The organism is Pseudonocardia alaniniphila, from assembly GCF_022524485.1.
Classification (GTDB): domain Bacteria; phylum Actinomycetota; class Actinomycetes; order Mycobacteriales; family Pseudonocardiaceae; genus Pseudonocardia; species Pseudonocardia alaniniphila.
Genome location: NZ_JAKXMK010000063.1, coordinates 1 through 25498, shown reverse-complemented (window position 1 = coordinate 25498; position 25498 = coordinate 1). Strand labels below are relative to the sequence as shown.

The following is a 25498-nucleotide window of genomic DNA, read 5'->3' as shown; positions in this document are numbered from 1 at the left end:
AGTGCTCGCCGAGCAGACCGACGAATGGGCCGAGCAGCGGCGCTACATGGGCGTGGAGGTCCTGGCCAAGGCCCGCCACACGCCAGCGCCCGCACCGCCCGAGGAGGTGGTGACACCGACCGCGATCAGCGCATAGCGTTGCCAGCGAAGGTCACGAAGTGGTCGTCTACCATCCACCACTTCCGTGGACGCAACCGCCTGCGCCTGCGGTCGCAGCGAGGCAGATGCCGGGCGTGCTGGGGTAGGAACGTACGAACCTGCCCCTGGAGCTACATCACGCTGCGCGGCGCATTGGGTTCATGCTGCCGGCCTGTCCGGGGCGAGCCGCTGTCGACGACGAGGAATGCGATCAGCGCGCGACGGCGAAGAACGCATGCTGACAGCATCGTGCGCGCCGGCCATCTGGCGCGCCCAGCAGGGTGACATGCAGCATTCGCCCATGACCTCCGCCGTGGTCCTGCGGATCAGCGCTGCCATCGTCCTGGCCTATCGCTCGCCCGCCCAGTGCCAGGCGGCAGGGTGGCCGTCGAACGCTCGGAGCAGCGTCAGGCCGCCCGCGGCTCGATCCGGGTGGCACCGGCCACGGCTGCGGTGAACCGGACCACCGGCCCGTCCTGGGTGAAATCCATGATCGGGAACACCGAGGCGAACACCACCTGCACTGCGACGTTCTCAGCGAGGACGTCGGCCTCGACGGTGCGGATTCCGGCCCCAGCGCCGAGCGCGGCCACGGCCCGGAGCAGACGCGTGCCGATCCCCCGCCGCTGCCAGGCATCGACCACCTCCACCGCCAGCTCCGCGCGAGTGTCGCCGGCACGGAACAACCGGGCGATGCCGACGGGCGTCGCGCCGGCGAAGGCGGCGACGGCGAGGTGGGTCCGTCCGTCCACGGCTGCGAGGCGCTCGCGCGCCTGCGGGGTCAGCTGCGGGAGGCCTGCGTGGAAGCGTTGGTAACGGCTGGTGGGCGACAGGCCGGCGAAGACGGCGTCGAGGACGTCAAACTCGCCGGGTCTCAGTTCACGCACCCGAACCGGGCCGGTCACGGGAGCACCCACGCCGTGAGGAAGGACAGGCCGAGCGCGCCGAGCAGGGCCACGGGCAGGCTTCGCGTCCGTCGCCACAGCAGCCATGCGGTGGCCGCGGCCAGCAGCGCAGGCAGGGTGTCGCCAACCGACATCACGCCGCGCGGGGCCAGCAGGGCCGGCACGGTGATCGCGGCCAGCACCGCGGGCCCGACGTGTGGCAGCAGTCTCGCGAGGGCGGCAGGCGGAGTGGGGCGGGCCCGGACGAGGAACGCGGCCCGCAGAACGTAGGTCCCCAGTCCGATAGCCACCAGAATCAACAGGTCACGCATGACGCCTTCCCAAGAACGCGCCGGTCGCGATCCCCGCGCCGGCGCCGACCAACAGTCCCAGGCCCAGCGGAAGGTCGGCCGCGGTGACTGCGACCACCCCACCCGCGGCCGCAGCGCCCCATGCCGGCCGGCTCGTGAGCATCGGCAGCAGCAGGAGCAGGAACGTCAGCGGCGCGGCGAGATCGAGTCGCAAGCCCACCGGCAGCACGCCTGCAAGCAGCACTCCGAGGCCGGTCAGGACCTGCCACGCAGCCCAGAGCCCGGCTCCGACGGCGAAGAAATAGGCCATACGCTCCCGAGGCGGCCCGCCCCCACCCGGACCGGCGAACCGGGCTGTGGCCAGGGCGTACACCGGATCCGCGAGGAGATAGGCACCGGCCCACCGCCAGCGGCGCGGCCACGCCGCGGCGTGCTCGGCCAGCGAAGCGCTGTAGAGCAAGAACCGCGCATTCACCACCAGCGCCGCGAGCACGACGACAGCTGCGTTCGCACCGGCGCCGAGCATCTGGACCGCGAGCAACTGCCCAGCACCCCCGAACAACAGCGGGGACGACGACCAGGCAACCAGCGGCGAGACACCGGTCGCCGCCATCGAGGCACCCAACGTCAGGCCGAAGGGGATGTAGGCGACGATCACCGCGACCGAGTCGGTCACCCCGCGGCGCGCCGGGGATGGTCGTGCGGGGGCTCGCCCCGCGGCGTCCCGAGAGCTCATACCGCCCGCCAGGTGCCTCAGTCCCGCGCGCAGGCCACGATCAGCACGGGGTGGGCGTCGTGTGTCGGCAGACCGCGATGGGGGTGGCACGCTGCCGTCGGTGTCGGCGGATACCGCAGCCCGCTCCGCGACCGTGACGACGTAGCCCTCGTCCTGGCGGTCGGAGTCGTCGACGTCGACGACCATCCGCCCGCGACGAACCGCATCGACGGCCTCCGGCACGGGACTCGTCCCGGCATTCATCTTGTTCCCTCCGACGCGGCGCCGGCCGATCCAGCGCAGTGCCCACGACGCTAGGAACGGCCCGTTCCCACCGCGTTCGGAGCGTTCGCAGGAAGCGCCGAACGCCGAACGCCGGTCAGAACGCCGGCTCGGATGGGGAGCCCGTGTTGGGGGCGTGCCCCCGGTCGGCCGGCGCCACCCAGCCACTTGTCGCCAGTTGGCTGTTGACCCCAGGTCACGGGCTCGTCACCGTGTGATCAGGACAGGCTGTTCCGCTGGTCAGAGGGAGCTTCAATGCAGGTCGCCGTGGTCACCTTCGACGGGTTCAACGAGCTCGACAGCTTCATCGCATCCGCGGTGATCAACCGGGCCCGGCCGGCCGGGCTCACCGCATACATCACCACGCCGACGTCGGTCGTCACGTCGATGAACGGCGTCGAGGTGGCCGGGCAACGCCCCCTTAGCTTCGTTGCCGAGGCCGACGTCGTGCTGATCGGGAGCGGTATCCGGACACGTGACGTCGTCGCCGACAACGCCCTGCTCGCAGCACTACAGCTCGACCCGAACCGCCAGTTCATCGGCTCCCAGTGCTCCGGCGCGCTGGTGCTGGCACGACTGGGCCTGCTCGGCTCGATGCCGGTGTCCACCGACACCACGAGCCGCCCCTTCGTCGAGGACTGCGGCGTCACGGTGCTCGACGAGCCGTTCCACACCGAGGGCACCATCGCCACCGCGGGTGGCTGCCTGGCATCGCTCTACCTGGGTGCGTGGGCCATCAGCCGCACGGTCGGAGAGGACATCGCACGCGCCGCCGTCGACTACGTGGCCCCCGTCGGCGAGAAGCAGGCAACCGTCGACCGCGTATTCGCAGCCATCCACACTCCCGTGAACGTGGTCAGCTGAAACCCCCGGCATCAAGGCGATCTCCATCAAGGGCGCCCGGGGTCGAGGTGGTAGGGCGGGGGGAGCCATCTCGCCGTCGACGGTCGCGGCCGGCCGATGTCGGGCAGGTCTTCGCCAGGAACGACGAACGCCGAGTAGCAATCACCCCATGGATCGAGGGCCACAACCCCCGACACCGCCACGGTGCACACCAAGGACACCCACCAGCCAGCCGCCTGCCACCAACCTGATGGACGGGTACACCTAGCGGCTCCTGAGGCGGGACTCCTGAGCGCCGCGGGGTCGGCGTCTTCCCACCATCAGCCTGGGTAGCCGCCGAACCCGTCGACGGGGTGTTCTTTACACCAGAAACGCCACGGCGGGCGCCCGACTCATCGGACCGAGCCCGATCACAGTGACGCTTTGTCCGCTAACGTCCAGTTCTGATGCGTCCTTCCTGTAGTGTCCGCTCCTCGAAGCGCGAGCAACGTTTATGCGGCGGTCCCGGGCTTCCTGAGGATCTCGACCAGCGCGGAAATGCTGTGATCCGCGTGGCCGGCCTCGGCGGCGCGCCTCACGAGGTCGTGCAGGGGCGCGTTCCAGGACACGTCGACGCCCGTCTCCCTGCCGAACTCCTCGTCCCACGCAGCCGCCTCGAGGAAGAGGCGCACCGAGGACATGGGTTCGGTGTAGTCACCGCTGTCGATCTCGCGTGCGAAGACGGGCAGCACGGAGGCGATCATCTCCAGCCATTTGACGGTGTACGGGATCAGTGTCTCCGCTTGCAGCCCGCGGGACTGGACGGCCGCAGCGCCCTGGAAGAACCCGACCAGCGCCGGCAGCAACGTAGCGCCCACCGCGGACTCGTAGAGCGCGGCCAAGTCGGGCTCCTCCCCGAGGTGGGAGGTGTCACCGCCCAGAACCGTCAGAGTGTTCTCGTACTCGGCGAACGCGCTGCCGCTCCCGCTGTAATACAGCTGGGTGTCGCGCTCACCGATCGCCGAAGGCACGTTCTTGATCGCTCCGTCGAGGAACCGCGCACCGTGCCCGCCGGCCCAAGCAGACATCGCGCGGGCGCCCGCCGGGGTGCCGCTGTTCAGCGTGACCAGGGTGCGCCCACGCAGTGCCCCGGCGGCAGGCAACAGAACCTCGGTCGTGGCCTCGTAGGTCGTCAGGCAGGTGACGATCAGAGGGCTCGCGGCAACGGCGTCCTCCACCGCCTCGACATGGCGCGCGCCCCGAGCGACCAGAGGGGTTGCCCTCGCGGCGGTTCTGTTCCAGACCATCGTCGGATGGCCGGCATCGATGAATGCCTCGGCCAACGCCCGGCCCATCGACCCCAACCCGACAACGGTCACAGGTGTACGAGCGTTCCCCAGCATGATCGAGCTCCTCTCGGGAAAAGATTTCCCGCTCATGCTGCTTCTCCGCGCACAATCCCGCAAGTACGCACAATTACATCAGGTACTAACAAGTGTGTAAGTGAGAACCGATGACGAAACGCACCTTCACCTGCGGACTCGACGCCGCCATCGCCGTCATGGGTGGAAAATGGAAGGGGCTGGTCCTGTTCATGCTCCAGGACGGGGCGCTGCGCTTCGGCGAGCTGCGACGTGCGCTGCCGGGGATCAGCGAGCGCGTGCTGGCACTACAGCTGCGCGAGATGGAGACCGCCGGCCTCCTGCGCCGGGAGGTGCATCCTGAGGTCCCGCCACGGGTGGAGTACTCCCTCACAGGTTTCGGACGTTCGCTCAACATCGCGCTCACGCCGCTCGGTGAGTGGGGCGAACAACATATGACGCATATCGAGAACATCCCGTGGGGCTCCAGCTCCAAACCTTGACCGAACAGTCGTCTCAACGCAGGAACGTGCGAGATCAGGGGCAAGAGCCCGAGCGACGTATCGGTCGACGACCTGCTTAAACAGTCCGGCCTTCGTGCCGAAGGCGGCGTCGATGCTACCCGGCTAGAAGTTGGTCACTTCGCCGAGGTCTGCCATGGTCGCGCCTTTGTAGCCCTTGCTCGAGAAGACATTCAGCGCCGCCTGCAGACCTCGTCGACGTCGAATTCGCAGGGACGCCCCTCGCCATGTCATAGCGTGACACAGGTCCGGCATCGGGCGACATCTCACGTTCCCAGGCGCCTATCACCTCAAGCAGCTGTGCCCATGTCGTCAACCTTGCCGTCAGCAAAGGGAGAACCCGCCTGCCTAATCACCATGCCAGGCCTGCAGGCAGCCATCGGAGCGGGCTAGCCGACCGCGACGGGCCAGGAAGTGAGCGAGCCGGCTCAGAGTTCCCTGCCCAGCACGTCAAGCGCTCGTGCTCCCCGGCCGGCCCAACAGGATCCTCAGCCTGCCTCGTCCGTCAGATTCCCGCCGAGCGACGCAGAGCAGACCGTCAAGCCTCCAGCCGCAGACCTTGCGAAGCCGCTTCGGACCCCGCCTGGACGCGAGCCGATCGCCGTCTACGCAGTCAGCAGAGACACCTCCCGCTCGTCGCGACGAGAACATCACGTGCCGTTCAGGGGCGTGATCAACCATGGGAAACGTCGCCAGAAGACCGGAACCGCTACCGCAGCTGCTCAGTTCCGAGCTTCCCGGGGCCACGGGAGGTCACACCTGTGGACAACTCACTCACCTCAGCCATGTCCAACAGGTTCTGTCGGCCAGCCGCTGTAACATCGAACACATGTTCGATCGGAAATCTCACAACCCCTTCGACAGCCAACACGGCACGGTCAAGATCCTCGTGTTCCCAGATCCGGACGACACGCCACCCCGCATCACGGAGCGCTCCGTCGACAGTGCGGTCCCGCTCGATGTTCCGCCGAAGCTTAGGAGACCAGTACCAGTCGTTCGTAGACGGATACCGGCCATGCTCGGGACAGACGTGCCAGAAGCAGCCATCCACGAACACAGCGACCTTACGGGCGGTAAAGACGATGTCCGGTCTGACGCGAACGCCGCCCCCAAGCCGCAGGAGCAAGTCCTTCCGGAACCTCAAACCTCGACGGTGCAACGCGCTTCGGAGCCGGGTCTCCGGCTTCGTGTCGGTCCGGCGGTTCGCCTGCATGTTGCGCGAGCGGCCCGCGTTGAGCGGAGCCGGGTAGCGCCCGCGCTCACGGGCACGTTGCCGCAGCGTATCGCGGTCGTTGTCCGACACAGGTCCAGTCAACCCCCGACGGTCGCACGGGTCACAAGCTCGCTAGGGCAAGATACCCGTCTGAGCCCCGCGTCGACCGCAACGATCTCCGGAGGGAGTGCCCGTGTCGCTTAACGTCGTCGAGATTTGCGCCGGCGCAGGCGGTCAGGCCCTAGGGCTCGAGCAGGCCGGGTTCGAGCACGAGCTTGCTGTTGAGCTGGATGCCAATGCCTGCCGAACCCTTCGCGAGAACCGGCCGAGCTGGAAGGTCGCAGAGGGCGACGTCGCAGACCCAGAGGTCTGGAACCCTGCCGACTACGAGGGCGTCTCACTCCTTGCCGGCGGCGTGCCATGCCCGCCCTTCACGATCGCAGGCAAGCAGCTCGGTGCCACCGACGAGCGCGACCTTTTCGCCTGGGCAGTCGAGTTGGCGGCCACTGTCCAGCCTCGTGCACTGCTGCTGGAAAATGTCCGCGGACTGAGCATGCCGCGATTCGCCGGTTACAGGCAACATGTCTTGGATCGGCTCGCTGAGCTCAATTACATTGGCGAGTGGAAGCTCCTGCAGGCCTCCGATTACTCAGTGCCGCAACTTCGGCCGCGCTTTGTACTCGTTGCCCTACGGGCCGAGGACGCGCCATACTTCACCTGGCCCGAGCCCAGCGACGCGCCACCAAGCGTTGGCGAGACCCTGCTTAATGCCATGGCTGCAGATGGCTGGGAGGGCGCTGCAGCCTGGGCACGAAAGGCGAACCGAATCGCTCCGACCATCGTCGGGGGCTCCAAGAAGCACGGAGGCGCAGATCTCGGACCAACTCGCGCCAAGCGAGCATGGGCCGAGCTCGGAGTGGATGCGCTCGGCGTGGCCGACAATCCCCCACAGCCTGGGGATCGGTTCACAGTTGGACCAAAGCTCACCGCAGAAATGGTTGCTCTGATCCAAGGCTGGAAGCCAGGTTCTTGGAAATTCAGCGGCCGCAAGACCGCGAAGTACCGGCAAATTGGCAATGCCTTTCCACCCCCAGTCGCGGCAGCCGTCGGGCACTCGATTCGCCGTGCACTCGAACACGACGGACTACCCACCGAACGAGTTCCGGCGGAGCACGACCCGATCTACAAAGTCTTACGCACAGCGGCCGACTTCCTAACACGTCATCAGATCGAACGTGCAATCGGCACAACTCTCGAAGCATCAGAGCTAGAACGGCGCATCAGCTTACTCAGCCGAGACTTCGACCTTCAGGTGCGGAACGGAAACGGCCCAGTGGAATACAAGCTTGGCTCGTTCAGAGCATTTCTCGGCCAACAGGGGCATCTCAGAAACGAGCTATTTCAGGCCAACCGCTCACGCATCAGCTAGATTTCATGCATAGCTGAACGAGGCTGCGCGCAAAGAGCCGCCGATGGCAAGAAACTGCCCGGCGGCTCGCAACTTAACGATTCACGTATGACCGGCCAGCACTGTAAGCAGAGTCACTCTCGCCGCGGAGCAGCCAGCATTGGGACAGGCCGGGGACAACCCACAACTGTTCGCCCGGTCCAGCACGCAGTAGGCGGCGACGAGAACGGCGGACACGACGGAACAAGCAGTGGCAGACAACACCTACTCTCGCCCGGTCGATCAAGGTCCCGCCCTGGCCGGGGACGTAGGCCAGGGACGCTCCGAGCTTGCAGTTCTCAATCCGCCGGGCGATGCGGCGCGCAGCGCTGAACTTGCAGCTTCAGACGGTCTGTATGAATTTGCAAAGATCGTGTCCGATCTTCTCGATATGATCCAATGCGTCGGAAGTTAATACTGCATCAATTGGCCACTTGACGCCTGTCACAACGTCCGCAATATCAGCTTCATGTACGATTCTATTGCGCCGATTGACAATTAGATTCAAGTCGCGCTTCTCAGACTCCGATTGAGAGCCTTTCCCGTATGTTGCCGCCCAGAAAGGTCGGTCACATATGAGTTGGAGTCCCTTAGCGATATCATCTGCGCGCTGGTACGTAACTCGTCCTAGGATCTCTCTGACGGCCGACTGATAAGCAATCTGCCGATCGCTTGCCGAGATTGAACCAGACAATAAGTGAACGATATGGGCCGGGAAGGCGATGTTCCCAACCAGCTTGGCTTGCGCACGTCTCCCGGAGAAGACCTCCGAAAGATGCTCGACAAGTACCTCATGCACAAGGTTATCGAGCGCGCTAACTGCCCCGACTAAGGCGCCCCTCATTAGATCGCGCAAGTCGAGACTTTCGGTCGGCATCATGGACTCTAATGACAAGCAAAGGCCGACAAGGTCTCTGCAACGACGAATTTCGACGTCAAAGTTTACCGCCCATTGCGTCATGAGGCCGTGAGCAACTCTAATCTGTCAACAATCTTGTCGAAAATATCTCGGTACTTAAGAATGTTCTTTTCCGTCACATCCCACACAGCGCCGGCCCTGCCGACATCGGCCCGAGTAAGGGCAAACACAGGCTTCCGCTCTTGTTGAGAAATGGCAATCAGCGAGTTGAAGTCCGGAATTGATGCAAGACGGTATGGGCCGTCCATACCTGCCGCATTGTAGGCAGCTTCATCCAGAGACGCACCACTGGAGATAAGTGCGGGGACCAGGTTTTCCGTTAGGGCTCGGTCGAGCTCATAAAAGTAGTCCTTGAAAGCTCGAGTGGGATCGCCGCGGCGCAGATTATATCGCTGAATAACCGCACCTAAAAACTTGATTGCAGGGTCCGCGAAGGGATAGTCCGCATCTCTGAAAACGGCCAACTCTGATGCGCGCTGGGCCCAGGTTATCCACCTTGGAATGACGCGAGCAAGGGAGTCAACCGCCATAACCGAGAAGATGTCCGGAGTTGTGGGAACTATCAGGTAGTCTGAAGTGGCGACGAGATTCTGATTGATTGAACCCAGCCCGGGGCTTAGGTCGACAAGCACATAGTCGGCCGACATCCTCGCCGCTGTCTCACGAAAGAGGAAAGAGAAACTGCCAGGAATGTTTGACAGCGCTTGGATGCTGCCACTTAACTCCTGCGCGATACCCAACTGAACTTCATACTCGGCTAACTGGATATGCCCGGGGAGCAGGTAAAGTCCATCGCAGCCTGCGACGTGCAGGCAGTCAACACCTTGCAGAGATCTTGGCCTAGATTCAAAAACAGGCTGTAGGGCACTCCGGATATTGCGTTCACCCTGAGTTTCGTAGAAGTCTTCAAGGTCCTGCATGCCACCCAGGCCCATAACCATACCCGTCAAGTTGCATTGAGGGTCGGCGTCTACAATCACCACACGCTTGCCGCGCTCGGCGAGCATCCATCCGAGATTGAATGTAGTTGTAGTTTTACTGACTCCACCTTTGTTGTTAAAAAGCGCAACAATTTTTGTCACGAAACCGCCTAAGTTCCCTGAATACGACAGGGGTAACCTATCAGAGTGAAGGTGACGGTGGCCACGCTCGCCACACACCTACGTGAATCCGTACTGATGCCCTCGCCGGACGGCAGGTCTCCGGGATGGCGGGGTGCTTCATCCCGTCGGCCCTCCCCGGTAGGGCTACCACGCGGCACCTCGAAGTCAGAGCCTGACGGGACGTCGGCCGGCGGTCGCGTGGAGGGTTGGCCCGGGCTGCCGCGCGGGTAAGGCGTTGCTAGGCCGACGGGATGAAGCACGAGCTCCAGCGTGGTTTGGCGAAATCCGCAAAACCCAGGGGTTGAGAGCGCCCTCACGGACCGACATGTGCCAGCACGAGCAGGTGAGCTAAATGAGAGCCGCTTCCATGCCGTCCAGCCGGGCCGTAGGCGCCCCGGGAGAGCTGGGGCACGGTTTCTACCGGCTGCGTAGACTTCCGCGTCGCCGTGCAGTCGGCTGTGCCCCGGTCGGCGGGATGTCGCTCTGAGGCTCTGTGATGACGAGAAGATGCCAGTACGCGAAGCCCCGACGCCCCCGGCTGCGGTAGCCCGATAGGGACCGCAACGGTGCAGCCGGCTACGTTCCGTCCACCATGGAGGAAGAGTCCCCGCCGCTGCCGGACCCCGATGGTCCAGATTTAGATCAATACGTGCGGGATACAAGCACCAAGACTATCTACGGCTTCCTTTATCGTCGGCGCGAGAATCCCCCCAGCATGGTCGAAATCCGCGCATGGGCCGCCAATGAACTCGGCGAAGCACACTCACAGATTGACCGTAGGGTTCGCGACCTCCGAACCTTTTTTGATGTGCCCGCGGAGCGTATCGACGGGGAATACCGTTACGCTCTCCGCGGATGGAATCCAAAGCGTACAGGCCTGGTGGGCGCTCCCATTACTCGACGCGTACGCGCCGAGGTCCTGGCTCCCGGACGCTGCGCGCAATGTGGCAGAACTCCGCTCACACACGGAATCGTTCTCGTCGTCGATCATAGAGTGCCGCAGGCGTGGGGTGGCGACAACGAGATCGAGAACCTCCAACCGTTGTGCGAAGATTGCAACCACGGCAAGAAGGACTTTTACAGCAGCCATGACGCGCACGCAGAGGAGATCAAGCAGGCAATCTCCCATGAAGAACCACACCGGCGCATCGGCGAGCTTCTGAAAGCCTTCAGGGGTGCGTGGGTACCTGGAGAACTGATTGGCATCGTGGCTAGCGCAGTTCAATATCAGGAGGACTGGCAGAAACGCCTTCGCGAGATTCGGACCCTCGGCTGGGTTATCAGGAGCGAGAAGCGCTATAACGAAGGCAGCCGGGTCCGCACTTACTATCGTGTCGAATCGTGGGAGCCCTGGCCGACCGGCTCGATCTCGGCAGAGATCAGACGGCGGGAGCGCAGCAATGCTGCACGCCGCAGCGATGACGGCTAGTTCCAGTGAAGCTTCGAGGCAGCGTGCCTCGGATGCCTAGATCACTCTCGGCAGCATGGGACTCTGCCGACTAGGTAACTGGCGCTGCGGCGCAGCTTCAACAAGCGTGGGGGCATGGCTCGCTGCGAGGGTGCTTCTTGGATCCGGAGATCCTGGACAACTTTGGACCAGTGCTGGATTTGCAGCCGTTGCTCGATCTTTGAGCCGAGCAACGGCTGTTGCCATTTGCGCCAACGGACTCGGGGACAGCCGCGGAGGGATTATGACAGTCCGTATCGGCGGATGAGCACCGGAGGTTTCCCGCGAGTCGAACTACTGTGACTTTGCGGAGCATACCCGGAGCGAATGACTCGCAAGCGATCTACTCATTTCCCAGCATGCGCCAGCATAAACCGCACAGGTCAGATGGAATGCGACGGTATAGAACGGCGGGCGACGGGCGAGTGCGCGACGTGATTCTGTCACACAGGGGTGGTGACACCCCGGGCGCAGGAGATGTTGAAGCAGCGCGAAGGGATCATTATCGAGCGGCACGCAATCGAGTCGATTGGGCGACAAGTAACGAAAGCCGCCCCTTTCGCGACGAGACCGCGAGAAACTACGCCAACAAGATTTTGAAGTCCTTAACGGGCACTGGAAGAAGCAGCGCGCCCGGGGCCGCAGGCCAGTCCTCCAGAACAGCCCTGAATGACCGCGCTCGGATGGCAGCACGCTGCAACGCCTGCCAGCAGGTAACCCCGTGGGCTGCCCTATCCATTTTCGAGCCGGCCGCCGACGCAGATCACCGTTACTGACACCAGGCCCGTACCCGGGCCAGGCCAGCTGGCGATCCCGTGGGTGGTCGGTTGCCGACCCGGCGACCTCTGACCAGGTCGGCACCCGCTCCCGGAATGCCTAGGACATTGACTCTTAGCCTGCGCGCCCACGGCCGAACCTGATCTCGAGGAGAAGGGACATCGTGGCGTGCGGCGGGCCGGCGAGCTGACCCTGGTGTGATCGGTGTTACTGTCCGCGCGACGGTGTCCGGTAGTGACCGGCCGCGGCCCGCCCTTCGGGGTGGGTGCAGGTGACCTCAGCCGCTGGTTCGGGGAGCCTCAAGTGCGGCCCAGTACCTCCCGGCCCGCCACGAAGGATCTCGACCCGCCGGGCCGGGACCTGAAGGGTGTCGGCTTCCTGGCATGTCGGCCCCTCAACGGGTTGACACAAGCTCCATCCCCCGTGTGCAGAAGTGGTGGAGCAGTACAGGAGCACGACATGACTCACCCGGATGTGGAGCCCGAGTTCGACGAGCTCGGGATCAAGCCACTGGTGCACGGCATCCCGGACCTACCCAGAGCCTCGCAAACCGCGGCGCTGGCCCGCAGGATCAGGCGCGAGGGGATCCGGGGGCACGACGGTACCGAGATCGTCCAGTTCGATGACGCCGGTGCGGCGATGCTGGCCTATCCGTGGGCCTACCCCGCGCAGGTGGCCGCCCAGCTCTCCGCCCCGCAGGCGGTGTCGGTGCAGGCCGGCACGCTCTACTACGTCACCGGCCTGGCCCTGACCACCCGGGTCATGCCGCCCTACCACAACAGCCGCGCGCGGTCGAAGCTGGAGATCCCGGCGGCCGACGCGTCCGGGCACGTCAGCTTTCCCTGGCCGGTCCGCGATGTGCGGCCCGACCCCCACGACGACCATCGGCTGCTGATCACCGCGCACGACCTGGATGCGCTCGCCGCGGCAGCGCAGGCCACCGCCGAGCGCGTCGAGGGGATGCAGTCCGACTTGAAGGAAGCCCTGCGCCGCGAAGGTGTCGAGGAGCAGGTCCTCATGGCACCGGCCCGGTTCGAGCTGCTGCACGGCGCACTGGATGACAACCTGGCCTGGCTGACCTTCGACGGTGGCAGCCGCGCGACGATTGCCCAGGGCTTTCTCGCCGACGCGGTCGACGCGATCCTCGGCATGGGCAAGAACATGGCCCCCAAGCGGCGCCGCGGCCTCGAGGAACTCGGGGTGCACCTGCGGGGCCGGGTCGCCGGGCTGCTCGCCCGCGACCCCGTCGCCGAACGCGACCTGCGTGACGAGCTCGAGCGGCTCGTCCACCAGCCCGCCGCGGAGCTCGTCGCCAACGGCCTCTACGGCGCCCAGCGTGCCCTCGTGATCCCGGCGCGGGCGCTCGTCGCGTTCCGCCCGCACCGCGGCACCGTGCTGGACGCCACCCAGCAGCTGATCGGCAACGCCCACAAGCGCGGCCCGAAGCAGTGGGACACCGCCGCGACGGCCGTGGACACCCGCGACGAGGTCCTGCGCAAGCTCGACAACGACGGCCTGATCTCCGAAAGCGAGCTCTACCTGCTCGGCCCGGCCTTCGAGGAGGCTTACACCCGGCTCGGGATCACCGACAACCCCGACTTCCGGATCGGGGAGCTGGTCCGGTTCTTCCACGACCAGGACCCACTCAGCGACACGGTTCGCACGGTCACCCGCGAGGTTCTGCGCCTGGGGAGGCTCATGCCGGCCCAGCGCGCCAAGGTCATTTCCGGGGCGATCCTGGAACAGGTCCGCGAGGCAGACGCGAAGCGGCGACAGAACATCGAAAGCGGCCTCGACGAGCTACTTGCCCACCCGCCCTTCTTCAACGCCGACGTGTGGTGGCCCAGCCGTGACCCGGACGTGAGCGCGCTGCTCGCCGAGGCCGGCGAAGAGCTGGAGAACGGTAACCAGGTGTGGTACGGGCCTGCCATGACCGAGCTCGCGGTCAAGGGCGGGCTCGCGCTCGCGATTCTCGGGCCCCTCTGGCGCATCTACGGCGAGACCGACGCGACCCTGCGCCTCTACAACCTGTTGCCCCGGATGGTGAAGGACTCCTTCGGGCAGGAACTCCTGGCCGAAGGCATCCGCGCCCTGCGCGCGGGGAAGGATCACATCGCGGCGCGGGACCCGGAGACCTGTGAGCTGATCTACGACGCCGCAGGCGCCCCGCTGCCGATGGACGCGACTAACCTGCGCAAGCTGTTCCCCTCCGCCGCCAAGGCCGTCAAGAAGGCCCAGCCCACCGAAGCCGACTTCCTCAGGGCAATCCTCAGCAGGCTGAAGGACGGCGTCTCCAGCGACCTCGGCGCGCTCGAGGAGCTCCCCGCAGTCCGGCTGCGTGGCATCAGCCCGAGCAGTGACCTGCTGGAGGCGCTCGCGCTGTTCGAGGACTACCGCGACCGGCTCAAGTTCCTCGAGCGCAAGCACCGCCAGTACTACGCCGAGAACCCGGCCCTGCCACTGGACGACGATGATGAGGACGAGGCCGTCAGCGGCGCCGCCCAGTGAATCGCGAGCTCTACCTGGCGGCCTGGAGCACCGCGGGGAAATACGCACTGGCGCCGACCCCACGCCCGTTCCCACTTTCCCGCGGCCTCCCGGCCATCCTGCCCGCCGCGCGCAACGTCATCTACATCGCCAGCCTCCGAATCGGGCAGGTCACCTACGTCGGCAGCAGCATCCGCACAGCCCGGGCTCGCGTTCACCAGCACGTCCGCAACCACGACCGCGGAAGGGCAGGGACTGCATGTGGGTGATCACACTGCAGGACCACACACCACCCAACCTCGTCCGCCTGATCGAAGGCCGCGTCGGACGGCTTCTCCGCCCGGCCAGCAACATCCGCCTTCCGTGTTGCTGAACCTCCATCCGCCGAGAAGGCCGGAACTGACTCGCTGCTGCGGCCGGCGGGGCTCGCCGAAGGTCAACGAGGCCCGCCCGGGACACCTCCCCGGGGCCCTCGCGCTGCCGGAAGACATTCGGCGAACACCTCCGTTGCATCACCGTCGGCATCTGGTGACTATCTGTCGTCTCATGGGGCACCTCGTCGCCACCTTGGGATGAGTCGGCGACAGCGGTCATTCGGGGCCCTCGATCACACAGGACGTCTACATAGACAGGCGAGCAGACGGACGGCAGGCCGCCGATGCTCTCGATGCCGCTATGGGTTCGATGCGCCCGCAAAGTTGCGGACGGCCAAAGGGTGGCAGTGATCTTGACGTGCAACGTCTCAAAGCTCTGACCAGCATGAATAGTGGGGCGGGTGGGGCTCGAACCCACGACCTGACGGATTATGAGTCCGCTGCTCTGACCAGCTGAGCTACCGCCCCGACACGTCGAGGTTAGCGGACGGTCCTGCCGATCCGGCCTGACGGCCTGCCGCGCAGGACCTAACCGTAATGCACTGCCCGCGGTACGCGCCCTCGCTCCAACACCGGCTCCCGAGCGGTAGCACCCTCACGGCCACCCGCGAACCAACTGCTCGATCACCGCTATCGCCCCAATCGCGACGACGGAAGAGTTGTCGGTCGCGGCACGCGCAGAACCTCCATCCCGGCGGTCCGAGGATCAGCACGGAGCAGCTCGCGCAAGCACCACAACGGGAAGCAGTGTCATAGCCAGTCCGACGCGAGGCCGGGCCAGATCCCGTTCGACGACGCTGGTGGTACGCCCGACCATCCAGATCCCCGCTTCCACTGGATCAACGCGGTAGGTCGGGTGCATGCACCAGCCGTCGATCGAGGTGCTGTTTGCGCAATCCCGGCTCAAACACGGCAAACTCGCACGGATTTGCACGTGAAGAGCCACGCCCCAACACCCTCGGCAGTCAGCCGCATACCGTCCCCTCAACCCGAGCGGCCCTAAGCCCGCCCCGTCACCGCATCCCCCGCCGTCCGGGACAGGAGGACACCTTCGATCGCCGGCCACACCAGCACCACCGCAAGCAGGACGAACGCCACCCGGTACGGCCCGGCCGCCCCCTGGAACGGCCCCACGGCCTGGCCCACACGCACGAGCAATGCCCCAACCGCGACGCCAAGCCCAGCACCGAGTTCCTGCAACGTCGACATCAATGTGTTGGCGTGCGTCATCTGGGCAGGCTCCACGTCGGCGTAGGCCACGCTGTTGTAGGCGGTGAAGCCGATCGACCGGAAGATCCCGCTCAACGCCAGCAGTCCCAGCAGCAGCGGCAACGGCGTCGTCGCTTCCAGGGAGGCGATCCCCACCAAGCACGCGGCGGAGGCGGCGATCGACCCGAGCAGCACCGTGCGGATCCCGAGGGCGCGCATGAGGGGCGTGGTCACCGGCTTGATCCCCACGTTCCCCAGGAACAGCGCGATGACGACGGCACCGGCCTCGGCGGCCGTCCAGCCGAACCCGAGTTGGAAGAACAGCGGGAGCAGGAAGGGGATGGCGGTGATCACCGCGCGGAAGATCGACCCACCGAACGCCGTCGCACGGAAGGTGCGGATGCGGAGGGTTCGCAGGTCCACGAGCGGCCGTGGACTCCGGAGCAGGTGAAGCACCGCCCCACCGAGCAGGACGGCGGCGAGGACCAGGCCGGTCCCCGCGACGACCCACCGCGGCTCGCCCGCCCCCAGACTCTCCATCCCGACCACCAGCGCGGCGACGCCGAGCGCGGTCAGGGCGAAGCCGCGGCGATCCAACGGACCGGCGTCCTCGGCGCGCAGGTCGGGCACCAGGCGCCGGGCGAACAACAGCGCGGCCAGACCGAGCGGAATGTTGATCACGAAGATCCACCGCCATGAGGCGTACTCGCTCAGCACACCGCCCAGTACCGGGGAGATCACGGGCGCCGCGAGGGCGGGCCAGGTGAGGTAGGCGATGGCGCGGACGAGGTCGGGCTTGGCGGTCGTCCGCAACACGACCAGGCGCCCGACCGGCACCATCATTGCGCCGCCGGCCCCCTGCAGTACCCGTGTCGCGGTCAGCATCGGCAGGTTCGTGGCCAGCGCGCACCCCGCGGAGGCGACCGTGAACATCACCAGCGCCGTCATGAACACGCGTCGGGCGCCGAAGCGATCGGCCAGCCAGCCGCTGATCGGGATCAGCACGGCCAGCGTCAGCACGTACGCGGTGATCGCGACGTTGATGTCGACCGGGCCGACCCCGAAGTCGGCGGCGATGTGGGGCGCGGCCGGGGCGATGATCGTGCCGTCGAGGATCTCCATGAAGAACGCGCCGGCGATGAGAAGGGCCAGGCCCCGGTTCAGACCTGCACCTTTGCTCACCCGGTCACCGTAAACAGGAGTAACGCGACGAGAGATGTGAGATCAGCGACGTTGGCGCCAAGCACCGTGCAACGGGACCTTCACGTTGCACTGCCGGCACTGCCAATACAGCAGCGGAGCGGCCTTGCTCCAGCGCCGTCGCACCTCCATGGGCCGGCGGCACCCCGAACAGTGCTGGGGAGTCCCGACCTCGTCGACCCGCAGCTCGGCAAGCAGGCGGGACGCGAAGGCGCGGCCCTCCATCGTGATCATCGTTTCGCGCGACCTGCCCGGGGCGTTCGACAGCACGTTCAGGCTGCCGAGCAGCACGACCTGCCCGTCGATGACGACGATCTTGCGGTGCTCCAGATCCGAACGGATCACCGTCGCCCCCGTGGCGAGGAGCGCGGGGAGCTGGCGCTGGGCCCAGTCCTTCGCCATGAGGCGGTCCCCGTCGGGGCGGATGAACACCCGGACGTCCACGCCGCGCTCGACGGCAGCGCGAATCAACGGGACGACCTCGCGAGCCCGGTTGGCGATCCACGGCGACCACATCCACACCGACTGCCGCGCCGCCTTGAGGTGCTGTTCGAGCTCCCGGCCGAACGCGTGCTCGTCGTGGATGTCGGTCACCGTCACCAGTTGCTGCAGCAGCCGGGACACCTCGACGAACGTCTCGTCGACGACATCGGGCTCCGGTTCGTCCAGCCCCAGCATCGCCGCGGCGCTCCACCGCCGGATCTCCCCGTTGTCGATGCCGACCCGCAGTTCACGGAACGGCCCGGCGCTCGCGCCCGGAAGGCCCCGCCCGTCTCCGATCAGGTAGAGGCGGCGGCGTGCCCGCGTGATCCCGACGCCGAAGACCTTCAGGCCGTCGTACTCCCACGGGTCGTCGCCGCGTTTGCCGCGGGCCACCCAGCCGCGCCCGTCGTCGACGAGGTCGAACACGAGCGTCGGGTACTCGCGCCCCTGGAAGGAGTGCACCGTCCCGACGGCCGTGCCGGCGACCAGGTCACGGTCGCGCAGTGCGGCGAGCGTGGCCTCGGACTGCACGTTGTACGGGGTCACCACGCCGACCGGTCCGTCCGGAGCGTGCAGCTCCGCCAGCGCCCGCGACAGCACGACCCCGGCCATCCACCACCTGCCGCGCACACTCCCGGCGCGGATGGAAGCGAGATCGGGCACCGTCGAGACGTCGACCAGCACGATCTCCGTCCGCGGTCGGACGGTGATCGCGGGTAGCTCGCGCGCGTCGCGCAGAACGTCGTAGATCACGCTGTTGGCGAGCCGGCGCAGCTCGGGGCCGAACCGGAACTGATGGGTGAGCGCCACGCACCGGGCGTCCGTGTCGTCCGGGGTGTGGATGCCCACGTGCTTGAAGCAGGTGGCCAGGATCCACTTCTCGACGACGGGGCTGGGGTCGTGCCTGATCCGGTCGAGGACCGGCCCGAGCTGCAGGAAGTCGCCGAAGAGCACGGCGGTGGTCCTCGCGCGGCACAACGCGAGTAACACCTCGGCCAGTGCCGCAGCGCCAGCTTCGTCGACGAGGACGACGTCGAAGGTCGCCGTCGCGATCGCAGGATGCATGCGGGACCGTGCGAGGGTCGTGGCGACGACCCGGGCCTCGCGGACGATCTCTGTTTCCGCGTCCGCGCGCAGCCTCCGGACCCTGCCGACCAACGTGCGGAGCTTGGCCTCGAGCGCGCCCCGCTGCGCGGCCGTCCGGTGCTGTTGCGCGATCAGGTCCTGAAACCGCTGGTAGCGGGCCGGAAGATCGAGCTGCGCGCACCGCTCGACGAGCCGCCGATCGTCATCGCCGAGGGCGGAGTGGGGCTGCACGTCCTGGGCCGTGCTCCGCAGACCGTCGAGCTCATGACGGGCGCAGTGGAGCTTCTCGACGGCCGCGGTCGCCGCAGCTTCAGCGCGCGCGACGCGATCGTCGACCGCATCGAGGTCGGCCGCCGTGACCCCGCCCATGATCCGGCGGGCCGTGAACTGCAACGCCAGCAGCCCCCTGCGCCGGCCGACCGCCTCCGCGATGAAGCGGTCGTAGTCGGCGACGGCGCGAGCGTGGTGACGGTGATGGCGTCGGCGCGCCATATAGCCGGCAGACGGCGGCGGCCCGAGATCGAATGCGTCGCGTTCGAGCTGGATGATCCGCTGCTCCTGGTCGAGGCGAGCGAGCTCGTCCGCGGCCTTCGTGTGCTGGACGAGAGCCCGGCGTGCCGGGTCGAGCACGACGTACGCGGCCTTCGCTTCGTGCAGCGCGGCACGGGCCGCAGCATCCGCCGTCTCGGCGCTCTCGACCGCGGCCTCGGCAGTGCGCACTCCGGAACGCCGCTCGGCGGCCTCCCGCTCGGCAGCCAGCCGCGCGACGGCAGCGCGGTAGGTCAGGTCGTCGTAGTCGGCCAGCTCGGCGCGCAGACCCTCGATCTCCGCGTCGAGGTCGTCCATCTGCCGCAGCTGCGCGGCCACACGTTCACGCGCCTCGTCGGCCTCGCGGGACGCTCTCGCGGCGAGACGTTCCAGCTGCACGTCCGGATCGGCCGCGATCTCCTTCAGGTGCGCCGGCCCGACTCGAACCGCGACCCCAGGCCGGTGCGGCAGGCCGGGGAGCGCGGCGTGCAGTGCGTTGTCGACCGCGACATTGGCCGTCGAGACCAGCAGCACGCGCTTCCCACGACTGACCAACTCCTCGATCGCGCGGGCGAGCACCAGCGTCTTGCCCGTGCCTGGCGGCCCCCAGACGAGCCGGACCCCGGGGCTGAGACAGGCCCGGAACGCCTCGGCCTGGTCGTCGAGAAGTCCGACGGGCTCCGCCGACGACGTCGCGTGCCCGCCGAGCCGCTTCTCCACCAGCGCCTGCGCCAAGGGTGCGGGACCGGCGTGCCGCAGGCCGTCGCGCAGCTTCTCCAGCAGGAACCGTGGCGACATCGAGCGGGCCCACAGGTAGCGGCAGTACGCCGGCAGACCCTGCGGCTCGCGCAGCATCAGCACGCCGTCGACGTTGCGGAGCTCCTCGACCGGATACGCGGGCTCGTGCTCGGGGCCGCGCTCGCCGGCGAAGCACGGCTCCCCCAGCGCGTCGGGGTTGATCCGGCTCGCGCGGAGGTCGAGTACCAGCCATCCGTCACTCTGTGGCGTCGCCGGCCCGATGTTGCGCCAGCACCCGGCGTTGCGTCCGAGATCGGGTTTGGTCTCGATCCACCGCTCGACTGCCTCGATGACCTCTGCCGACCAGTCCGCGGTCATCCCGACCCCCGCTCACACACACGCTGTGTGTGATTCAACCAACAATGACTAGTTAGTTACACAGAGCTAAGAGAGTGACGATTCGTCGGTGACGGACTTTTCGCGACAATGACCGTATGGGCTTCGGCCAGAGGCCCCGGCAAGCGAGGTCAGCGCGCCTCGGAACGGGCGGCACCCAGTCGCGCTGCTTCGAGGACGAGCGTCACGAGCCCGGCCAGCAGCAGTATCCCGGCCACCACGACGAGCACGAGCGCGATGCCACCCTCCGTCGCTTGACCGTCTCCGACCGCCTCGATCAGCGCGGTCGCCGCGACGATGCCGATTGCACCGACGCAGATCATCACCGTCAGCAGAACCGAGGTGCCCTCGGCGGAGCGCCGGGCGGGAAGCACGTTCTGCACAGCGATCTGGCCGAGTGAGTAGCCCATGCCCGTGGTGATGCCGCAGAGCCCGAGCACGATGACGTAGAGCGGCAGCGGTTTGACAACGGCCAGCAGCGCCAGCGCGGGCGCGGAGAGCAGCACCGCGATGCCCATCACGATCCCGGCCGGATAGCGGCTGCTCAGCCGGCCGGCCAGCGGCCCGCACGCGGCCAACCCGATGGACGACACCATGAACAGCAGGCCCGCGGCCGCGGCCGTCAGACCGCGCACGTTCTGCAACTCCAGGGTGGCGCTGACGACGTAGACGACCGCCCCGACGTTCGCGAGCGTGCCGGCGACGGTGAGCACCACGAACAGCCGGTTGTGCATGAGCGACGGCCGAACGAGCGGCGCCGCACTCCGCGACTCCACCACCCCGAACGCCACCAGAAGCGTCACCCCGACGACCAGAGGGACGAGCGTCACCGGATTCGTCCACCCCTGGGTGCCGACGTCATCGATCGCGATGCTGACGAGTGCCAGGCCGCCGACGACGGTGACGACACCCCACCAGTCCAGCCCGGCGAGGTTCCGCGGGCCGTTCTCGTCGCGGGAGTTCGCGAGCCGCAGACCGCCCCAGATGGCCAGCGCCGCGATGGGAACGTTGATGAGGAACACCCAGCGCCACCCGGCGGTGGAGGCCAGCACCCCACCGATCACGGGCCCGAGCGCGGTCCCGAGACCCGCGATCCCCAACAACGCCCCCGTGACGCGCGGCCGAACCTCCTCGCTGGTGGCATTGGTGACGAGCGCCAATGCCGTCGGCATGATCATCGCGGCCCCCGCCCCCTGCACGATCCGAGCCGCGATCAACACCGGCACCGACGACGCGAGCCCGCAGGTCAGGGATGTCAGCCCGAACAGCGCGACCCCGACCAGCAGCACGGTGCGGCGCCCCAGCACGTCACCGGCGCGGCCGCCGGGGATGAGGAGGGAACCCAACGCGATCATGTAGCCGCTCAGGAGCCACTGCAGGTCGGTGACCGTCGTGCGCAGGTCGTCGGCGATGGTGGGGAGGGCCAGGGTGAGCGAGAAGAAGTCGAGCTGGACGCAGAAAAGTGCCGCCCCGACGGGCAGGAACGGCGCGGTCTGACGCAGCGTGCTTCCGGTCGCGGTCATTCCCACCGCCCCTTCCGCGGAGCTGGTCCGCGGTGTCGCCGAGCTGCCTGTGCATCCCCCTCTGACGTCGCCGTTCCGGCTTCGGAAGCTAACAGCGGTTTCAGAGATGCGCACCCTGCAATCGGGCGAGCGGGGGCGGCTGGTTGTCAGGCCATCTGCGGCGCCGAGTTCCGGGCCGATGTTCGAACGATCAGCCAATCCCGACCGGGTGGCCGAGCGGCGCCAATCGCACGCGAGCGGTATCCAGCTCAGCCGCGGTGAACAGCGGGCTGAATTGTTGATCGAGCACGAGCGCTTCGACAGTGAGGTCCAGGCGGTCTTCCTGCCAGAGCCGCACGAATCCGTCGCTGATCGTCGGCGATGCCAGAAGGATTCGAACGGCCCCGAGTGCTCCGTGCTGGTGTGCCATCTCCCGCAGCACGTTGGGTACGTAGTTGAGCTCGGCCTTGCACCTGTCGATCAGCATGAAGAGCGCGTGGTCGAATGCCCCCGGCTCGGGCTTCTCAACATCGTCCAGGTTCGCCAAACCGGCTCCGCCTAATCCAGCTCCTCGCTCGCCAGAGGCGACGGCGTTCCGTCGCTGTACGAAGCCGCGTAGCGCGTCGACGGAGGTGAAGACCTCGTATCCCAGTTCGGTCAAGCGTGAGAGATCTGCCTCATCGGGGTCCATCTCCAGCATCACGGGCGAGCCCTGTCCCGGCTGTAACCCGTCGGCCCAGAACGCCTCTGCGACTGCAAGCGGACGACCGGTTTCCGGATCCGCGATCTCCGCGTCCAACGTGGGCCTCGCATAACCCATACCGGCCATCTCGTCCACCAACGACCGGATCTGCACCGCGCGAGCGTCGATGTCGACGGGTTCCGGAGACACGACGATGGGCTCGAGCCTGTCCCACGGGCGAGTGCCCGCGAGCAGTTGGTCCGAGAACTCGTTGGCCGTTGCGGCCAGCAGCTCCCGCCGAGCGGCGAGGAACTCGCGATAGTTCTCGATGCGCCACAGCCGCGGGTCGTCAGGGATCCATTGCGAGGAGAGCGCGGCGGGATCGAGCGAACCCAGGTACTGCGCCGGATCAAGCCCCGCCAAGCCCATCGCCGAGGACGGCGTGAGGAACACGAAGTTCGCGATCGCGTTGATCTCCGCGCGGGTGTAGCCGGCCTTCGACAGCGCCTGCTTCGGGAAGATCTCGTGCACCTGAATCGCAGAGGCGTCCTGACCGAGCGGACGGCTGGTGGCGAGATCACGCGCGCCCCGGACCCGAGCCAGCATGTAGAGCAGCGGGTAGGAGCGTGAGCCACGGCCTACGCCCTCGAAGTCCTGCGCGTCGATCGACAGGTTGCCCTTGCGCGTGCGGGCAAGCGCCGCAATGACCCCGTCGATCCCGCTCTTGTCGACGGTCTCCAGGTCCTTCGCCAGGAAGGTCTCCGTCGAGCCGGCGAAACGTCCGCGCAGCGCGGCGTGCACGTACCAGTAGAGCGCCTTGTCCGCCTCGGCACCGTCGATGAACCGCCCACCGCGGTTGTGGAGGTGCCGCGAGATCACGGGAATCGCGTACCGCCCCATGAGCACACGGTCGTGATCCAGGCCGAGCCGTCCAACCGCGAGGTCGGAGAGGAAGTGATCGACGTGGTGGAGCGCCTCGTTGAGCGCGTGCTCGAAATCCGACGCGGTGACGTCCTCCAGCGCCGAGAACGGTGCCCGTCCGGTCGCGACCGCGTTGACGTTACGCAGCAACCAGTCCGGCGTGAACTGGTAGCCGGCGTCACGCCAGCGGTCGAGATTGCGCCGCATCGTCGGACGGGCGTCGCCCCACTCCGAGCAGATGCGCGCGAGCGCCAGATCGCCCTTCGAGAGCTTGGTACCGCCAGAGTTGACGCGGTTGAAGATGTCGACGACGACGTCGACGGTCTTGTCGACGCCGGTGATGGCCTCGATGTGGAAGACCCGCTCGAGGATGTTGCGCAGCAGTTGCACCCGGTCGACGTACTCGGCGAACCGGTCTTGTGTGTCGGGATTCGCGCCGAGCATGGCGTAGGTCGCGTTCGGGCCGTCGACGAACAGCGACGTCACGTCGATCCACCGCGGATCGTCCTTCATCTTGACCGGGCCGTAGAACTCGAATGCCTCGGTCTCGACGTTGAAACGCAGACCGCGGAACGTGTCCGGGTCACCTTCGAAGAACGACGGCGCCCGGCCGCGGATGATCCCGTACAGCGTCGTGACTCGCTGCTGTCCATCGAGCAGGAGCGACTTGGTCCCGGCCGTGACCACGGTGCCTCCGCGCACCGCCTGCGCGCCGGACTCGGTCTCCCAGACGAGCAGCGCACCCACCGGATAACCCTTGTAGAGCGATCGCATGAGCCCGCGAACCTGATCCCGGTTCCAGACGTAGCCACGCTGGAACTCCGGAAGGAGCATCGATCCCGCATCGATCTGATCCAAGATCGTGCTCAGCTTCGCCATGCCGTCCCCCTCCGAGTGCCACACACAGATCGGTGAACGATCAACTGGTGTTACGCACTGCAGCTAGATGGCAACAGACCGACGTCTTCCCAGCGTCCCCTCGCACAAGTCAGGAGATATCTAGCTCAATTGCCTGCGACGGCATGCGAGAGCAGCGGCGCTGGAAGCGACCAGGTGAAGCCGGCATGGCCACAGTGGACGACCCCGGCCGCCTCCCAGCGAACAGACTCTGCAACGTCCGTCCTCCGTCGCCACGTGCTCATGCAGCAGCAGTTGCCACACACGGGGATCACCGTCCGCAAGGACACGGGCGAACCCGTCGAACCTGATCACGCGGGCAGCACACCGTGACGAGCAGGCTCGAACCCGCACCACCGTGCGGCCTGCACGTCAGTGCGGGCCTTAGATCATGGCGTCGAGAACCCATGTGGGATCGAACGCTGCGACCACAGCGGACCCAGACCCGGAGCGCACGGGCGACGCATCGCCGATGCGTCCCGACTGCGGATCGACGAGCCGGACGCTTGCAGCAGTCATCACGCGCAGTGTCGACTCCCATGCTGGGTGGCCCCACAGCCGGTCATTGACCATGGGAACCGCCACGACGGGGACTCCGGCGCCGAGGGCGTCGCACAGGACCCCTGAAACGGGGGTGTCCATGATCCCGGCAGCCACCTTGTTGGCCGAGTTGAATGTCAACGGGCAGGCAACTACGCGCTCAGGACGTAGCCGGTCGTCCACGGTCGTTCCGTGGAACCACTGCCGCGCGGCGTCCGTCGCGACGACCGACACCGTCCATCTCCCGCCGAGCATCTCGGCCACCTCGGCGGCACGGGCCGCTAACGGCGCACCGCAGACGACGAGCGTGAGCGGCGGGCCGGCCATCAGACGGCGACGCCGGCGCGATCGGCAAGGCTCCGCACGGCGGAGCCGCTCGTCCCGCGGGCGCGCGCCAGCAGTTGGCGGATCGTGTCCCGGGCGACGGCGTTGCGACTAGGGCGTGTCCTGTAAGTCGGTGCGCAGCCATAACACGATGGCGGCGATGATGATCTCGGTGCGGTAGTAGGCGGCGC

The 25498-nt window shown here is 66.8% G+C and carries 17 protein-coding genes, 1 tRNA gene and 1 pseudogene; 6 read left to right on the top strand and 13 right to left on the bottom strand.

Annotated elements, in window-relative coordinates:
• Window positions 1-136, top strand: a pseudogene (locus MMF94_RS43955) (IS256 family transposase); the annotation flags it as partial.
• A 409-nt stretch (window positions 137-545) separates the two neighbouring features.
• On the opposite strand, the gene MMF94_RS42005 reads toward MMF94_RS43955, so the two are convergent.
• From MMF94_RS42005 to MMF94_RS41995, 3 genes are read right to left on the bottom strand one after another with little or no spacing between them, the layout of a single operon-like run.
• Window positions 546-1043, bottom strand: coding sequence for a GNAT family N-acetyltransferase (locus MMF94_RS42005; RefSeq protein ID WP_241043096.1), 498 nt, complete (start codon window positions 1041-1043; stop codon window positions 546-548).
• Complete coding sequence (locus MMF94_RS42000) at window positions 1040-1354, bottom strand: AzlD domain-containing protein (RefSeq protein ID WP_241043095.1); 315 nt, start codon at window positions 1352-1354, stop codon at window positions 1040-1042. The genes MMF94_RS42005 and MMF94_RS42000 overlap by 4 nt, the downstream gene beginning before the upstream one ends.
• Window positions 1347-2291: an AzlC family ABC transporter permease gene (locus tag MMF94_RS41995; RefSeq protein WP_241043094.1), complete on the bottom strand. Its 945-nt coding sequence runs from the start codon at window positions 2289-2291 to the stop codon at window positions 1347-1349. The genes MMF94_RS42000 and MMF94_RS41995 overlap by 8 nt, the downstream gene beginning before the upstream one ends.
• Window positions 2292-2585: 294 nt before the next feature.
• On the opposite strand from MMF94_RS41995, the gene MMF94_RS41990 reads away from it, so the two are divergent.
• Window positions 2586-3194, top strand: coding sequence for a DJ-1/PfpI family protein (locus MMF94_RS41990; protein ID WP_241043093.1), 609 nt, complete (start codon window positions 2586-2588; stop codon window positions 3192-3194).
• 470 nt (window positions 3195-3664) lie between these two features.
• On the opposite strand, the gene MMF94_RS41985 is transcribed toward MMF94_RS41990, so the two are convergent.
• Window positions 3665-4555 (bottom strand): NAD(P)-dependent oxidoreductase, encoded by an 891-nt coding sequence (locus MMF94_RS41985; protein WP_241043092.1) that lies wholly within the window; start codon window positions 4553-4555, stop codon window positions 3665-3667.
• Between the two features lie 110 nt (window positions 4556-4665).
• Between MMF94_RS41985 and MMF94_RS41980 the strand changes: the two genes are divergently transcribed.
• Window positions 4666-5016, top strand: coding sequence for a winged helix-turn-helix transcriptional regulator (locus MMF94_RS41980; RefSeq protein ID WP_241043091.1), 351 nt, complete (start codon window positions 4666-4668; stop codon window positions 5014-5016).
• A 727-nt stretch (window positions 5017-5743) separates the two neighbouring features.
• Here MMF94_RS41980 and MMF94_RS41975 read toward each other — a convergent pair.
• Complete coding sequence (locus MMF94_RS41975) at window positions 5744-6337, bottom strand: very short patch repair endonuclease (protein WP_241043090.1); 594 nt, start codon at window positions 6335-6337, stop codon at window positions 5744-5746.
• A gap of 103 nt (window positions 6338-6440) precedes the next feature.
• On the opposite strand from MMF94_RS41975, the gene MMF94_RS41970 reads away from it, so the two are divergent.
• Window positions 6441-7676, top strand: a complete 1236-nt coding sequence (locus MMF94_RS41970; RefSeq protein ID WP_241043089.1) for a DNA cytosine methyltransferase — start codon at window positions 6441-6443, stop codon at window positions 7674-7676.
• Between the two features lie 361 nt (window positions 7677-8037).
• Here MMF94_RS41970 and MMF94_RS41965 read toward each other — a convergent pair whose 3' ends face one another.
• Both MMF94_RS41965 and MMF94_RS41960 read right to left on the bottom strand, forming a co-directional pair.
• Window positions 8038-8655, bottom strand: a complete 618-nt coding sequence (locus MMF94_RS41965) for a HEPN domain-containing protein (protein WP_241043088.1) — start codon at window positions 8653-8655, stop codon at window positions 8038-8040.
• Window positions 8652-9695 (bottom strand): ParA family protein, encoded by a 1044-nt coding sequence (locus MMF94_RS41960; protein WP_241043087.1) that lies wholly within the window; start codon window positions 9693-9695, stop codon window positions 8652-8654. Before MMF94_RS41960 ends, MMF94_RS41965 begins: the two co-directional genes overlap by 4 nt.
• A gap of 613 nt (window positions 9696-10308) precedes the next feature.
• Here MMF94_RS41960 and MMF94_RS41955 point away from each other — a divergent pair.
• Both MMF94_RS41955 and MMF94_RS41950 read left to right on the top strand, forming a co-directional pair.
• The gene (locus MMF94_RS41955) at window positions 10309-11145 is read left to right on the top strand and encodes an HNH endonuclease (RefSeq protein WP_241043086.1); all 837 of its coding nucleotides are present in this window, start codon (window positions 10309-10311) and stop codon (window positions 11143-11145) included.
• A gap of 1254 nt (window positions 11146-12399) precedes the next feature.
• Window positions 12400-14448 (top strand): hypothetical protein, encoded by a 2049-nt coding sequence (locus tag MMF94_RS41950; protein WP_241043085.1) that lies wholly within the window; start codon window positions 12400-12402, stop codon window positions 14446-14448.
• Window positions 14449-15194: 746 nt separating this feature from the next.
• Here MMF94_RS41950 and MMF94_RS41945 read toward each other — a convergent pair.
• The 6 genes from MMF94_RS41945 to MMF94_RS41920 form a co-directional block, all read right to left on the bottom strand.
• Window positions 15195-15269: transfer RNA gene (locus MMF94_RS41945), tRNA-Ile, on the bottom strand.
• Between the two features lie 531 nt (window positions 15270-15800).
• On the bottom strand, window positions 15801-17192 hold the full coding sequence (locus MMF94_RS41940; protein ID WP_241043084.1) for an MFS transporter: 1392 nt from the start codon (window positions 17190-17192) through the stop codon (window positions 15801-15803).
• Between the two features lie 42 nt (window positions 17193-17234).
• On the bottom strand, window positions 17235-20423 hold the full coding sequence (locus tag MMF94_RS41935; protein WP_241043083.1) for an AAA domain-containing protein: 3189 nt from the start codon (window positions 20421-20423) through the stop codon (window positions 17235-17237).
• Window positions 20424-20572: 149 nt separating this feature from the next.
• Window positions 20573-21964 (bottom strand): MFS transporter, encoded by a 1392-nt coding sequence (locus tag MMF94_RS41930; protein ID WP_241043082.1) that lies wholly within the window; start codon window positions 21962-21964, stop codon window positions 20573-20575.
• 190 nt (window positions 21965-22154) lie between these two features.
• Complete coding sequence (locus MMF94_RS41925; RefSeq protein WP_241043081.1) at window positions 22155-24425, bottom strand: DUF262 domain-containing protein; 2271 nt, start codon at window positions 24423-24425, stop codon at window positions 22155-22157.
• Between the two features lie 402 nt (window positions 24426-24827).
• Complete coding sequence (locus MMF94_RS41920) at window positions 24828-25310, bottom strand: flavoprotein (RefSeq protein ID WP_241043080.1); 483 nt, start codon at window positions 25308-25310, stop codon at window positions 24828-24830.
• Between the last annotated feature and the right edge of the window lie 188 nt (window positions 25311-25498).